This is a genomic window from Arsenophonus nasoniae (genome assembly GCF_004768525.1).
GTDB lineage: Bacteria > Pseudomonadota > Gammaproteobacteria > Enterobacterales > Enterobacteriaceae > Arsenophonus > Arsenophonus nasoniae.
This window is the reverse complement of the sequence record NZ_CP038613.1, coordinates 2,393,440-2,405,773: the sequence shown is the minus strand read 5'-3', so window position 1 is coordinate 2,405,773 and position 12,334 is coordinate 2,393,440. Positions and strand designations below refer to the sequence as shown.

At 36.4% G+C, this 12,334-nt stretch carries 22 protein-coding genes; 2 read left to right on the top strand and 20 right to left on the bottom strand.

The window, feature by feature from the left end; all coding sequences use genetic code 11:
- Position 1 precedes the first annotated feature (1 nt).
- The 13 genes from ArsFIN_RS12090 to ArsFIN_RS12035 all read right to left on the bottom strand — a co-directional run bounded on the left by ArsFIN_RS12090 (position 2) and on the right by ArsFIN_RS12035 (position 6,537).
- Positions 2-223, bottom strand: coding sequence for a hypothetical protein (locus tag ArsFIN_RS12090; protein WP_026822017.1), 222 nt, complete (start codon positions 221-223; stop codon positions 2-4).
- Positions 213-854 (bottom strand): MT-A70 family methyltransferase, encoded by a 642-nt coding sequence (locus ArsFIN_RS12085; RefSeq protein WP_135677758.1) that lies wholly within the window; start codon positions 852-854, stop codon positions 213-215. Before ArsFIN_RS12085 ends, ArsFIN_RS12090 begins: the two co-directional genes overlap by 11 nt.
- Positions 855-862: 8 nt before the next feature.
- Positions 863-1,105 (bottom strand): hypothetical protein, encoded by a 243-nt coding sequence (locus tag ArsFIN_RS12080; protein WP_135677445.1) that lies wholly within the window; start codon positions 1,103-1,105, stop codon positions 863-865.
- A gap of 189 nt (positions 1,106-1,294) precedes the next feature.
- Positions 1,295-2,071, bottom strand: a complete 777-nt coding sequence (locus ArsFIN_RS27515; protein ID WP_246067207.1) for a KilA-N domain-containing protein — start codon at positions 2,069-2,071, stop codon at positions 1,295-1,297.
- Positions 2,072-2,157: 86 nt separating this feature from the next.
- A complete protein-coding gene (locus ArsFIN_RS12065; RefSeq protein WP_026823917.1) occupies positions 2,158-2,403 on the bottom strand; it encodes a hypothetical protein in 246 nt (81 codons plus the stop codon).
- A 22-nt stretch (positions 2,404-2,425) separates the two neighbouring features.
- Positions 2,426-2,602: a hypothetical protein gene (locus tag ArsFIN_RS26395; RefSeq protein ID WP_167876650.1), complete on the bottom strand. Its 177-nt coding sequence runs from the start codon at positions 2,600-2,602 to the stop codon at positions 2,426-2,428.
- A gap of 15 nt (positions 2,603-2,617) precedes the next feature.
- Positions 2,618-3,193 carry a DUF669 domain-containing protein gene (locus ArsFIN_RS12060; RefSeq protein WP_135677757.1) on the bottom strand — a complete coding sequence of 192 codons (576 nt, stop codon included), beginning with the start codon at positions 3,191-3,193 and terminating at the stop codon, positions 2,618-2,620.
- Positions 3,194-3,237: 44 nt separating this feature from the next.
- Positions 3,238-3,810 (bottom strand): hypothetical protein, encoded by a 573-nt coding sequence (locus tag ArsFIN_RS26390; protein ID WP_026823918.1) that lies wholly within the window; start codon positions 3,808-3,810, stop codon positions 3,238-3,240.
- Entirely contained in the window at positions 3,810-4,607 is a 798-nt protein-coding gene (locus ArsFIN_RS12050; protein WP_081700712.1) for a PD-(D/E)XK nuclease-like domain-containing protein, read from the bottom strand. The genes ArsFIN_RS26390 and ArsFIN_RS12050 overlap by 1 nt, the downstream gene beginning before the upstream one ends.
- 55 nt (positions 4,608-4,662) lie before the next feature.
- A complete protein-coding gene (locus ArsFIN_RS12045) occupies positions 4,663-4,896 on the bottom strand; it encodes a hypothetical protein (protein WP_026823920.1) in 234 nt (77 codons plus the stop codon).
- 147 nt (positions 4,897-5,043) lie between these two features.
- Positions 5,044-5,181 (bottom strand): hypothetical protein, encoded by a 138-nt coding sequence (locus ArsFIN_RS26385; protein WP_155847019.1) that lies wholly within the window; start codon positions 5,179-5,181, stop codon positions 5,044-5,046.
- Positions 5,182-5,190: 9 nt separating this feature from the next.
- The gene (locus ArsFIN_RS12040) at positions 5,191-6,042 is read right to left on the bottom strand and encodes an ORF6N domain-containing protein (protein WP_135677756.1); all 852 of its coding nucleotides are present in this window, start codon (positions 6,040-6,042) and stop codon (positions 5,191-5,193) included.
- Positions 6,043-6,054: 12 nt separating this feature from the next.
- The gene (locus ArsFIN_RS12035) at positions 6,055-6,537 is read right to left on the bottom strand and encodes a hypothetical protein (protein WP_026823922.1); all 483 of its coding nucleotides are present in this window, start codon (positions 6,535-6,537) and stop codon (positions 6,055-6,057) included.
- 85 nt (positions 6,538-6,622) lie between these two features.
- Between ArsFIN_RS12035 and ArsFIN_RS12030 the strand changes: the two genes are divergently transcribed.
- Entirely contained in the window at positions 6,623-7,081 is a 459-nt protein-coding gene (locus ArsFIN_RS12030) for a coiled-coil domain-containing protein (protein WP_135677755.1), read from the top strand.
- Positions 7,082-7,154: 73 nt separating this feature from the next.
- Here ArsFIN_RS12030 and ArsFIN_RS12025 read toward each other — a convergent pair whose 3' ends face one another.
- The 5 genes from ArsFIN_RS12025 to ArsFIN_RS12005 form a co-directional block, all read right to left on the bottom strand.
- A complete protein-coding gene (locus tag ArsFIN_RS12025; RefSeq protein ID WP_135677439.1) occupies positions 7,155-7,412 on the bottom strand; it encodes a hypothetical protein in 258 nt (85 codons plus the stop codon).
- A gap of 409 nt (positions 7,413-7,821) precedes the next feature.
- Complete coding sequence (locus ArsFIN_RS12020) at positions 7,822-8,589, bottom strand: PP2C family protein-serine/threonine phosphatase (protein WP_135677754.1); 768 nt, start codon at positions 8,587-8,589, stop codon at positions 7,822-7,824.
- Positions 8,586-9,353: a serine/threonine-protein kinase gene (locus tag ArsFIN_RS12015; RefSeq protein WP_135677753.1), complete on the bottom strand. Its 768-nt coding sequence runs from the start codon at positions 9,351-9,353 to the stop codon at positions 8,586-8,588. The genes ArsFIN_RS12020 and ArsFIN_RS12015 overlap by 4 nt, the downstream gene beginning before the upstream one ends.
- Before the next feature lie 70 nt (positions 9,354-9,423).
- Positions 9,424-9,768, bottom strand: a complete 345-nt coding sequence (locus tag ArsFIN_RS12010; RefSeq protein WP_135677752.1) for a transcriptional antitermination N peptide — start codon at positions 9,766-9,768, stop codon at positions 9,424-9,426.
- A 444-nt stretch (positions 9,769-10,212) separates the two neighbouring features.
- Positions 10,213-10,842 (bottom strand): LexA family protein, encoded by a 630-nt coding sequence (locus ArsFIN_RS12005; protein WP_026824110.1) that lies wholly within the window; start codon positions 10,840-10,842, stop codon positions 10,213-10,215.
- Between the two features lie 104 nt (positions 10,843-10,946).
- On the opposite strand from ArsFIN_RS12005, the gene ArsFIN_RS12000 reads away from it, so the two are divergent.
- Positions 10,947-11,159 carry a Cro/CI family transcriptional regulator gene (locus ArsFIN_RS12000; RefSeq protein WP_026824109.1) on the top strand — a complete coding sequence of 71 codons (213 nt, stop codon included), beginning with the start codon at positions 10,947-10,949 and terminating at the stop codon, positions 11,157-11,159.
- Positions 11,160-11,462: 303 nt separating this feature from the next.
- On the opposite strand, the gene ArsFIN_RS11995 is transcribed toward ArsFIN_RS12000, so the two are convergent.
- Together ArsFIN_RS11995 and ArsFIN_RS11990 are read right to left on the bottom strand one after the other, a co-directional pair.
- Positions 11,463-11,879 (bottom strand): hypothetical protein, encoded by a 417-nt coding sequence (locus ArsFIN_RS11995; RefSeq protein WP_026824152.1) that lies wholly within the window; start codon positions 11,877-11,879, stop codon positions 11,463-11,465.
- A 65-nt stretch (positions 11,880-11,944) separates the two neighbouring features.
- Positions 11,945-12,262, bottom strand: coding sequence for a hypothetical protein (locus ArsFIN_RS11990; protein WP_026824151.1), 318 nt, complete (start codon positions 12,260-12,262; stop codon positions 11,945-11,947).
- Between the last annotated feature and the right edge of the window lie 72 nt (positions 12,263-12,334).

Genomic DNA, 12,334 nt, shown 5'->3' with positions numbered 1-12,334 from the left:
TTTATGAATCTCGTATTAATTCATTGACATGTGATGAGATAATAGAATCAGTTCCCCACCGTTCAGATGAAACAACCCATATAGAACCATCAACGATCTTACCCTTGAGTTTTCCTACTTCAATCCATCGTTTAATTGTTCTATTATCAGGTATTGAGCCTTCTTCAAATTCACGAGAACCCCATAAACTAGCTTTCATTAATTTGTTATTATTAATGAGCATTTTTTAATCTCCTTGTATTATACAAACTCACACTATTCTCAGGCGCTTCATTGCCCCATAGATCCCAGCCCTGCACTTTGTCACGAGCAAAAAGTTCGATACGTTTCACCTCACCGTAAAGTTTCTCTAATCGGTAATGGACTTCTTTTGGTTTTTGGCTATGTTCACCGAGACAGGCGTAGATAACTTGTTTGATGGAAGCGTCCTTGCGTTCTAGTCCTTTTCCCTTGATGGCAATTAAGCAATCTTCTGAATTACTGCGGGTGTAGTTACCGCCATTCATGCGTGTTTCAGCATTGAGTAATGTCAGAAAGTCATCAGCATCAGATAGCTCAGCTTTTTTGATAGCTTTGGAGATCCGCTCTTTGGCTAACTTATTGAGCTTGACCCAGGTAAATCCCTTCATGGTTTTGACTTTAAATCCCCATGCTTCCGCCAACCGGATAGCTTCCAGCGCAAAGTTACCCGTATACCACATGCAGAGTACGGAGTTATCATTAACGATGGTTTCTATAGGTAGTCGAGTAAGGGAGTAAAAGTCAGTGGTGTTGTAGTGATTGTGTGCTGCGCCGTTTGATGCTTTGTTTTGGTATTGCCAGGGTGGGTCTGCGAGTATCAGGTCATACTTCACGTCATCTCCTAAACATACCCGCTTTTACTTTTATGCAAGTCGTCTATTTTTTCTAACACAGTGATTTTATTACCGCCATTTCCGGTTAATGTTCCGTTTTCTCCATCGGTATCAAATTGATATATCAATCCTTTGTTTGTTAATTTTTTCTCCTTCAATCTAATTATTTTCATCCTTTCACCATGATAAATAACCTGCATCCCTACTTTGACATGGTGTAACGTTGTTCGGTATTCATGGATGTTATTCATACAGTTACTCCCATTACCAATCAAATGATTACCATTCTGATCAAAATTTGATCAACTTCAGTTAATTATGATATATTAATGCCGTTGTGTGTTCGTAACCACAACATTTCCCTAATATTTCCCTAATATTGCCAGCCTTGCGCTGGTCTTTTTTTGAGTGATTCAGAAATACCAAATAGTGGTCAATCTCTAGTGAATACGTTGGCTATTAGCAAATAACGATTTCAGATTGATACCGTATACCTGTAGCCATGATTCAGCAGGCCATGACTTAACCTGACCATAACGAATATCGGGTACTTCGGTTGCCTCCATCTGGTTCTCACGGCACCATCTGCGAAGTGGGGCAAATTTGTATTCTTTCCCTGTGGCATTCTTTACTGCTGTGATGGTGGCATGTTTAACACTTTCTCCCAATCGTTCTGTCAGTTCCCGATTTTTACGGGTAGCAACGCTGAGTTTACCCATTGCAGAAGCTTCACGAGTGCGGCTGATTTGTGATTTTGTTCTAATAGCTTCATCACGCTCACTGCTTATTTTTTCCACTTGCTCGGTATAGCTAATCAGCACTTTTCGTAATTGTGCAGGATTATCTAACCAGTCTGTTGTTGGGGTGACAGGAGCTAATTTTCCTGTTTTGTAATCCAGGAAGGTTTGATTAACCATCAATCTGAATCTTGGCGAAATCCAGCCAGCATACTCAATGGCTAACAGCTCATGAGCAAAAGTGCCTGGATTTATGCCGCCTTTTTGAACTTTGATTACTTCTTGACCTAAGGCGGAATTCTGCCTTAGCTCTTCAATTAACTCTTTGGCTTGTTTTGTCTCAAGCCATGTTTTAGGGCGTTTAGCATCTTTGCCGCCACTGGCTTTATGTAACGCATTCAGGTTGAAACGACCATCTGAGTCTGTCGTGATTTCTACGCCAGCAATGATAGGGTAATGTTCATTTGTTAAATTTCGCATATAGTTATCCTTCAATATTAAAATTGATGAATGAGTATTAATTAAGTGGAATAGATTAGGGTGGGTAATGACTTCTTGTTCTGTAACTATTTCTTCAATCTGTCGAGGAATACCCCAAAATAGACAAAGAGTGCTGGCACTATCATGATGCCAATAACCAGTAGCTCTTGCCCACCTAAGTGAATATTGCCTAATTCACCACGCTTGAACCTGATTTGTGGGTCGATGACGGTATCAGCGTGCGCGAGATGTCCAACCAGCATTTCAAAGGCAAACGCTGTACTGATAAAAAGTAATGTCGTGATGAGTAATTTGATGATGTTAAGTTTCATGGTTGAACCTTTTAAAATTGGCTTATTTCTTAACGCAAATCGCTTTGGCGTTGATATCCTTGAACGTTTCAAACTCACGCTCAAACTGTTTAGCGGCAAATTGACACATGTTCTCAGTGTCAAATTCCTGAGTATGAACACTTGCAAAGTTACTTGATGCATAAGGGCTGGCGTACATGGCTAAGATTAAAATCCACATGGTGGTTTCCTGTTATTAAAAGGCGCTGAAGTCAGTATCTGGCTGCGGAGTATTAGCGAAAGTGTTTGTTGGTTTACGTTCGTCTTTATCTTTCAGGCTGCGCAATAGGTTTTTAATTGCTTGAGCGGGTTTGTTTTCAACTTTCTCTAAAAGCGTTTGCCCAGTGTTAGCCGCAAATGGCATACGGATATCAAAGCTGTAACTTTCATCGCCATTTTTCTTGGTTCTCAGGACTTTCTGTAAAACAAGTCCTACTTTCTTGTCATGAAATTCAGGGGCAATCAGATTATTATTGTGTTGTACAGAGGTAACTTGACGAATACCGATACATCCCATAATGGCATTGACCATATTTTGACCGAAAGGGTTAACCGTGCCGTCATTTTTCTTACAACAAATACTCAGATAGTTAACTTTTCTGCCATCCTCCGATTCACCAGAGAATTCAATAAACTCTGAGCCTTTATCACTTTTGGTTAATTTTGCCTCAGTAATCGTGATTACATATGCGCCTGATTCATTAATGAAACCGCCCTGATAGGTTAATAAGGCTGACTCTTCGCTGTAGGTAAAGATAATGTTGTGGTTCATAATTTGTTTTCCTTTTGCAATTGGGATGAATATCTTTAGCTAGATTATACGGATGCCATTAATGCTTTTTTTCTTGCGTCATAAACCTGAGCTAATTCTTGATGATAAGAGGGGTAATTAGCCAATGCGTTGGTAGACCAATCGAAAGCATCTTGTAATTCTTTTGAGTTCATACTACTTGCTTTTTCTGTGAATCTTGATAATACTTCCTCTGGTTTAGTATGATTTTCATTTTGAATTTTTTTGACTCTATGTTCTGCTCGTCTTCCTCTTGATACTGAAAGCATCATTGAAAAATCGGCGTTGATATCACTCATGGCATAAATTTTGATACCGCCGACAGTAACACCGCCAAACTTAACACTCGGATCACCCATGAGCGTTAGCGTCTTTCCAACCCATGAATGCCCATCTGAGCCCCAACCACCAATTAATACCCGACGCATAGATTTTGAGGGCTTGTAGGGTCTGCCGTCATAACCGACAAGATCAATGAATACGGGCTGCTCTTTTGTTCCTGCGCGGATTGACTTAATAACAGCAGTAATGCTTTGAGTCTGCACATCTTCGAAATTGAGCTGATCAGACTTTGGAATAACCGTTCTTAATAGATCCATTAGATGTATACCTCATCAACATATTCATTATCTAAAAGATAATTAGGCACGTTAATTTCATTGCGTGGAAGAACAATCCCCTCTGTTCTGAGCGATTCATTCTCTATACATTTTTTTAACTTACGCAGAGACTCAAACAGAGTTTTGTAACCAAGTTCCAGCGAGTCTTTGCCAATGTAGTACATGCAATTTTTATAAGGCGGGGTATTTTCCAGTGCGAAAAAACAAAATTCATTTAACTCTCTTCCTGTTACAAGCTTTAATACATATAAATAAAAAGCCGCCTGAACGTGATAGTGATACTTTCCAAATGCTTGACTAAATCCGCGCTCTGTTGCATCACAACAACTCTTAACATCAAGAGGATAAGTATAATTGTTTGATAATCTGTCAAACCGACACTTCAAATTAAGACCAGTTTCAGGACAGCTTGCGAACATCGACACTTCTGAGTGGCCAGAACTTTTTATGTAATCAATAAAATCAGTATTCATTTTTGCAGATGCAATCATCTGTGTTACCGTCTCAACTTCTCCATTAATAAGAATTTTTTCAGCATCAGTATGTTGTAATAATGTTTTATATTCTCTTGATGCTCTTGTCTTAATATCCCCCCTTAAAATAAAATCCTTTTCAAAAATATCTGGCTCAAGTAGGGCAGCATGAACAGCAGATCCAATATGCGCTGATTTACTGCCTTTAAATGGATTGAAATATAAATTTGCCGGACTCACGCTAATCGCTTTTACTGTCGTTGAACCTATCGCTTCATTTGCGTGATAATCGTTGCTTGGCATGTTGTAATAAATTCCAGGTTTCACAATCAACCTCGCTAATTATTTATGATGATCTCTATTGTTGTTTCAGTGCGTGATAAATATGTTGATTTTCACTTTTAAAATGGTCAAACAGCGCCTTCCAGATATCTTCAAAATCCTCATGATTAAGTTTTCGCATCACTGAGGAAGGAAGGCAATCATAGACAGGCTGGACAAGTTCGTTAATTTCGTCGTCCAGTCTGTCTTCCCAATAAGCAATTTCTTGTTGCTGTTCATACCAGTAGTCTTGCATGGCGTAAGGATTCATTTGACCTCCTCGAACTGAAATAGCAGCCTGTTTTTTCTGTTTTTAATCTCTGTGAGTAATAACTCGATTTCATTTTGTGAAAAGTGTGAGTTCAGTAGCAGGGTGATAATTTTTTCTTTAATATGACGTTTTTTCGCCATTTCTGATTTAAGTGGCATGATGATTTTTTCCATAAGCTTTTAGTTGCAGTGATAAAGCGATGAGCCATATATCTTGTCGTTGGGTATTAATCGCTAACTTTGCTGCCTGTCTTGCCAGCGCTAGCAGGATGTTGTCTTTGTTCATAGTTAGCCCTTATGCCACCTGACTATATTTGTCGTGGGTGAATTCACCATTCCACTCTTTCTTCATCGGTAGCTTACTTTTGAGGTATTGGTTATATAGCCATGAAGCGCCCTTTTTTAGCAAAACGATTTTGTAACACTGACGTTGCCCGTAATCGTTTGTCATGATGAAGGGGGATTCGGTTAGATACGTGTCTCTCGCATAGGAATGAACACGCCAGACATGAGCCTTGCTGATATCCTTTTCTGCATCGTAGAGAAAATGACGCGATTCTAGAAATAAATTGACTTGGTTAATGTTCACGCCATTAAGTTGCTTGCAGAATTGGACGGGTGTCATACCAACCTGGAATAGATTTTTTAGGCTATCGATTTCGGTTTCAAGTTGTTGAACCTGTACCCCTAACAGTTGAACTTTTTTGTGTTGCTCAGCCCAGGCAATTGCGGATTCAGCAGGGTCAAGGAAATTAGGTAAGCCTAAAGTTGTTGGGTCACTAGGTAATGATTTTTGATTAAAGTAAGCAGATTCCATTTTTTCAAAGAAAGACCAGGCTTCATCGGTATCAACAATTTTTGACATACGGGCAGCGCCTTTTTCTGTATATAAGGTAATAGCCCGTGCTTTGTTCGAAATTTGTGCGTAAATATTATTTACTCGCAAATGTGCTAGCGCTTCACCCGTGACATTGAAATAGTGAATGCCTTCAATAAAACGAGATTTGTTATTAGATAAATTCATTCTGATATTTGAGGCTTCAGTGCCATAACCAGAAGCGAGAGTTTCAGTCGTCACAACACGAACATTTTGCCACTCAATAACGGGTAATTGATTTGAATCGATAGTAATTAATTCACTTTTCATCGTGATTGTCCTCTAGTGAGTTGTGTATGATGTAGGTTGAGTTACAAAGAGCTTAAGACCGTCGATAATCACTTCATCGATAAAGTTTTGTATCCATTTTTCATCTGCTTGTTGTTCTTTTGCGTCGTTAGCATTGTAAAAAAACCAGACGGGTAAAAAGCCTTCACCTGGTTTTTCTTGCATGATTGGATTTTCAATTTGATGGATGAGTAGGTTTTCAATAACCTCACTGTCTAATTCGATTGAAGCATTTTTATGTGTGAACAAATAGTGACCATTTGAACTAAAACCAAAGCGTTGATAACAAGAAATAAGGTAACGGAAAGAAAATATACTTCTCTGTGTTTTCACCATATATTCTGCAAATTCCATTTGTTCTGTTTTTGTGAGTTTTTTATTTTTATTAAATCGCTCAGTTTCGAGTAACCATTTAGGGCAATCAGGGGAGATATTTTTCAATTTCTCAATTATTTGCTCAGTAGTTAAATTTTGCATGTAGAAATTCCTCAAAGTTAATTGATGAAAGATTTTGCAGATGGAACCCTAAACCCGTTATACTTACCCAAAAGGAGGATTCCCTATGGGTCAGGTTGCATTTGATACTCAAGAATTTGTTGAAACATTAGAGAATGCAGGTTTGCCAAAAGAGCAGGCAAAAGCTATTTCTATTGCTGTACGTAAGTCACATGAGGTTGCTGATGTAGCAACCAAGCAAGATATTGCAGAAGTAAATCGCAATATTGCTGATGTCCGCAAAGACATGGATTTACGTTTTGAAAAAAGCGAAGCTCAAATTGCTGATGTTCGTAAAGACTTATCTGCTGAAATTGCTGATGTCCGTAAGGACTTATCTGTTGAAATTGCTGATGTCCGTAAGGACTTATCTGTTGAAATTTCTAACGTCCGTAAAGATTTATCTTCTGAGATAGCACTAGTCCGTAAGGATGTTGAACATATTGCTAATGGACTACTTTTAAAACTTGGTGGTGTAATTGTTGTGACTATTAGTGCTGCAACGGCAATACTCAAATTCTTCTAATTCTTGCGCTATAATTATCATTGTGGTGTTAGCTTAATGGTATAGCAGAGGATTTAATTCTTTGGTTGCAGGTTCAAATCCTGCACAGCCCGCCAATTTCACGGTATATCTTCATCAGTCTGTGATTCTCTTTCTTAAGACGATCATTTTCATTTGTTAAGCACTGTATGATTGTCTTAAAAGTGCGTACTTCTCTGTCATCATCATCACGAATATCAATACTGCTTAAGTATATTGAATCGCTCAAATCACGACTGCCATTAGTTACGCCAACCAGATTACCCATATTAGGGTGTTTTGCTGTTACAATGCGTGGATTGTCCAGTCTCATTATGTATACTCCTTGTTAACATTTGCTGAAAAGTTAGGACGTGTGCCCAAGTGCCTCTTGGTGTCCGATTACAGTCATCACGGACGGGTTAACGCAATCAAACTATATTTAGCTATATAAATAGATAATTTATAGTGTGCTGACTGTCCCACGAGCGCATAGCCGCATTCACACATCCTGAAATTGATTGTGGGTTAAAAATAATGCAAATTTATTAATACACTAATTTTATTTTACCCTCCCTATAAAGAGGCTGTCGCAAAAGGGGGATTTATAATAAAAATAATTTAATTTTTTCTTTAAAATTAAAATATTGAAATCATTAAAAACATGATATTACCTCTTTTGCGACAGCCTCTAAATAAGGAGGATATTTTAAGTAATATTCGATAAGGGATTAAACGACCTACTATTTGACCAAGAAAGTTACTGCAATTAGAGAATAATCATCAATACTAGTATTTTTATTTATTCTTCTTTGTAAGCTGGAAGCGAAGCGTATAGGATTGTTTAGTGTTTCAATAGAAAATCTGGGGCGCTTCTCCCAAAAATGATGAGCACCATCTGACATGATGTACAAATTCAAAAGCCCATCATTTTCAGTAAGTTCAGAAACTGGATAACATAGCTTCTGGTATTGAAGCTCAACGATTCTTGATATAGCCGTTGTGAGTTTATTTTTTCCTTTAATATTTTTTAACTCTTTTTTTGTATATATTTTTTCATCTAATAGACTTTGATGTACGGTATGGTCTTTAGATAATTGGATTAGTTTATTTTTATTTTTTACATAAATTCTTGTATCACCAATATGACCTATATGGACATTATCGTTGTTAACATAACAAAAAGTTAGGGTTGTTGCAGAATGATATAAATCAGGATTTTCATCTGATATTTTTAATATCTCATCTTTGATAGTGCTGAATATAGAATCTATATCTATATCTATATCTATATCTATATCTATATCTATATCATGATCTAAAACCATTTTTGATAGGTTATTAATAGCTATTTGAGAAGCTAATTTAGCACCTTTATATGAACCGACACCATCAGCTATCGCAAAGATATAACCATTCCCTATTTTTAAAGGAGGTAAAATAGAATCCTGATTTTCCTTGAAATCGTCTTTACCATAAGAAAAGAGACCACAATTTAACAGCTCGATCATTGATTCCTCCTTTCAATTACGTTGTTTAAAGCAGCTAACATTTCTGAAACAGATTGGTACCTATCTTTACATCTTAGATTAGTACTCTTACGTATAATGTCATCAACACCGTCAATCGCTGAAATATCCATTTCTTCCATTATAACGCCAAGTGCGTAGATATCTGACTGTATACTATATTCTCCCTTCTTCGCTTCAGGTGACATATACTCTACAGTTCCTAACGCAATCTGAATCTTTGTTAATATCTCTGATTCAGATTCGTTATTTGAGTTTTTTATTAGGCCAAAATCTGATACTTTATAAACATCATTGTTAAATTTTAGAATATTAGCGGGTTTTAGATCTCTGTGAAGATAACCTTTCTGATGAACATAATTGACTCCCTTTAAGATCATTTTTGTTATTTCCATTTTTTTATTTATATCTAATATATTTTCAGAGAGTTCTTTTCTGAGGTCTGTTTGCGAAAGTTCCATGATAAACCAAGGATTTTTGATTTCCATGTGATGCATGCATATATAGACAACATTAGAATGTTTACAATTAGCTTGATAAAAAACTTCTCGTTTAAATCTTCTTCTCAATTCATCATGAGTAAATATTGAGCCAACATATTCTTTTTGAACGGATAACGTTTTTCTAGCATATTGCCCAGCTAATTTTCCATTCAAATTAAATAATTTTATTAATTCAACTTTCCCAAAAGTACCATTCCCAATTTCTTCAACTGGTTCTATTAAATAGTTCCCTTTTCTTTCCATACTTTTAGCCTTTTTTAAGTATGGACATAATTTACTATTAAATTAATGAGTAACCTATTAATTAATTGCTTCAAAATTTTGCTGTAGCTTCCCTAGACATCAGAAAAGGGCGGCGTAGTTTTGGTTTGACTGAATACAAAGCTACTTTTGGCAGACAACAATTATCAAAAGAATCATAAACTTTAGTAGGACGAATTGATATTGCTTTTTCTACACGATTAATCACTTTTCTTTTTAGTGAAAGGATAGGGCGTTTAGTGTTTGTTGGTGTTTGTTGCTGAGAGGGTTTGCTTCGATTTAAGGCTGCTTTCAGTGCCATATTAAGTGCTTTGTTATATTCATAAGCTGCCTGTCTGGCTTTTCTACGCTCATTTCTACGACGACGAGCATTATCATAACCATGAAAGTTACACATATTACCTCCTACAATGGGTTTTGGTGGTGTGTGCCGGAGGTATCCGGATTATATTGACAGTCATATTGGTAGTACCCTGGTGTTGACTTTTACTTAATGACTGTATTTTGGTTATTTCACACACCCCAAAACCGACTGTTTGGGTGTTTTATGGTTCGCTTTTTCAGCGAAAGAGTGTTAAAGAGCGGTAGAGCTTAACTGTCGTCACTTGCCTTCATGTTCATACGCCTCAGGCTGGCTACTTAGCAACGTCTGGCAAAGTTTCAGATAACTCGAAGTATTGTCTGGCGTTTGCCTGTTGCAGTGAGTTGATGGAATGTAGTTTAGATAACAAAACTTATTGTGTCAATATATGTTTTATTAATTAAACTTTAGGCAGGCAGTTTATGTTAAAAGAATTTTAGATTTGATTTTTTAATTCAGTGAGTTATTGAAAAGAATTGATTAAACAAGATCAAACTCAATACGAGTTCCAACACCAATGATATAATCTAAAGTGTCAATTTGAATAGGTTTGTAATTGGGATTTATAGAAACAAGATAAATATTTGGTCCGTCTATAATTAATTTTTTTATTATAATGGCATCAGAACTAGGTAAATGGGCAGCCACTATAAGACCACTGCTAACTTTATATTTCGGATCAATAATTAAGAATGCTCCTTCAGGAAGGGAAATCCCTGAACCAGTTGTACTTACCATAGAATCCCCTTTAATTTGAACCGCAAAACAAGAGTTATTGGTATTAGACGAAGTTTCTATCCAATGATCATTATTCATAATACTATCACTCCATGTTACTGCCTGCTCAAGTGATAGTAGTGGTATTTTTTTCATTTTATTATGATAGGGTATTACTTCATCATTTAACTCACCTTCTAATAACCATTTTTCACTCACTTTAAGCACGTGGGCTAAAGCAGCCACATAATCTGCTGACGGTTTATTCCCGCCATTGACCCATTGACTCACTGCTCCTTTAGAGGCTTTAGTAGCTTTGACAATGTCTTTGTGTTTTAGCTTTAATTGTCGCATGCGTAAGATGATGCGTTCATTAATAGTTGTTTTTTTCATGTTTATATTATTAAACATTTTTAGTTTTGAATGTTGATCATATTTGTTTTGTTGTGTAAACTTTCTGACATAGCTAAATCTCCTGTGGATGGAAATCCGTTTTTATGCTTAAGAAAAATGTGATTGATTATTTTGGAGGTACGGTTGCTACAGCAAAAGTTCTTAACATTTCCAAATCTACAGTTAGTCTTTGGGGGGAAGTTATCCCTTGGAAATATGCCCTTTTAATTGAAAAGTTGACTAAAAAGAACCTAATGCTTGAGGCTGACCTTTATCAAAATAAAACAATAAGAACTCTGAAAAATAATTCGCTTTAATTTTATTAATGGATTGTTTTAAACAATAACCGCTCTTTAACAACCTGGCCTCCCTGAAATTGGGAGATTTATAAATTCCCAGCCCATCGGGAGGGAATACTATTATCTGAAACTTATGGAATTAAGTGTAGAACAGAATTGCTGCAAAGACTATCAAATCATTTTGTCTGTATGCTATTTGATTTGCGGGTTTTTGAGTATTTTCTTGCAGAATAGAGATAAGTATTAGGTAAGCAACAGTTATCAAATGGAGTTAATAAAACCCTCAAGTGAGGGTTTACACAAAAAATTTTACGAAGTTTATCAAGGTTTAATTGGTAGAACAGCATTAATTTCTTTGGGATGAATGGTATACATTCCTCCATTAAATGGATCAACGACTAACCAACCAATTAATCCACCAAAGACTATATTACCTCCAATATACCATCCATTAGCACTATTTTTTAGTGGTAGAGTAACTTGGTTGAATCCATCCTTTGTTAAGGTTATTTCGTAGCTTTTTTTTCCAAAATAACTACCGTCAGACTTTTCTAAAGTTACTCCTTGTGGGGTTTTGCCATGAGAAATGATGGCTCCTCTTTCGTCTTTAATAGTAAATTCAGCATCAGTTGGATTACTTTCAATTTGTATTCTTTGCGTTTTTTCGCCTACTATAGTTGCACAACCACTAAGGAATGTTATGTAAATCAATGAAAGTGCTATAGCTAGTTTATGCATTAAATAATCACCTTATTTTATTTTCCAAGTTAATTCGCTTAGTAAAAGTTAGGTATTATGCATTATCAAACTCTTGCTGTTAAGTCTCTTGATTCCAGAATAGGTTGTCGATATTTATTTTTGACTAAATACAAAGTTGATTTAGGCAAACAACAGTTATCAAATGAAGGCTGAGGCTTTTTGTCTTTTAGATTGAGAGTGAGTGATGCAATGGTATTAACGGTGTCATCTTGCTTGTTAAATATGGAATCAAGGATTTGCTCTGTAGAACGGACTTGGCATTTTTGTTCTGCTTCCTGACGTTTTTTAGCGAGAAATGCAGCTCTACGTTCATATCTACGTTGTGCGTAGTTACTGCGTTTAATGACGGTAATTTGTGTCATATTGACCTCCAAAGTAAGTTTTAGCTGTGGTATAGCCACACCAAAACTCACTCAATGATGGTTGATTCAAGA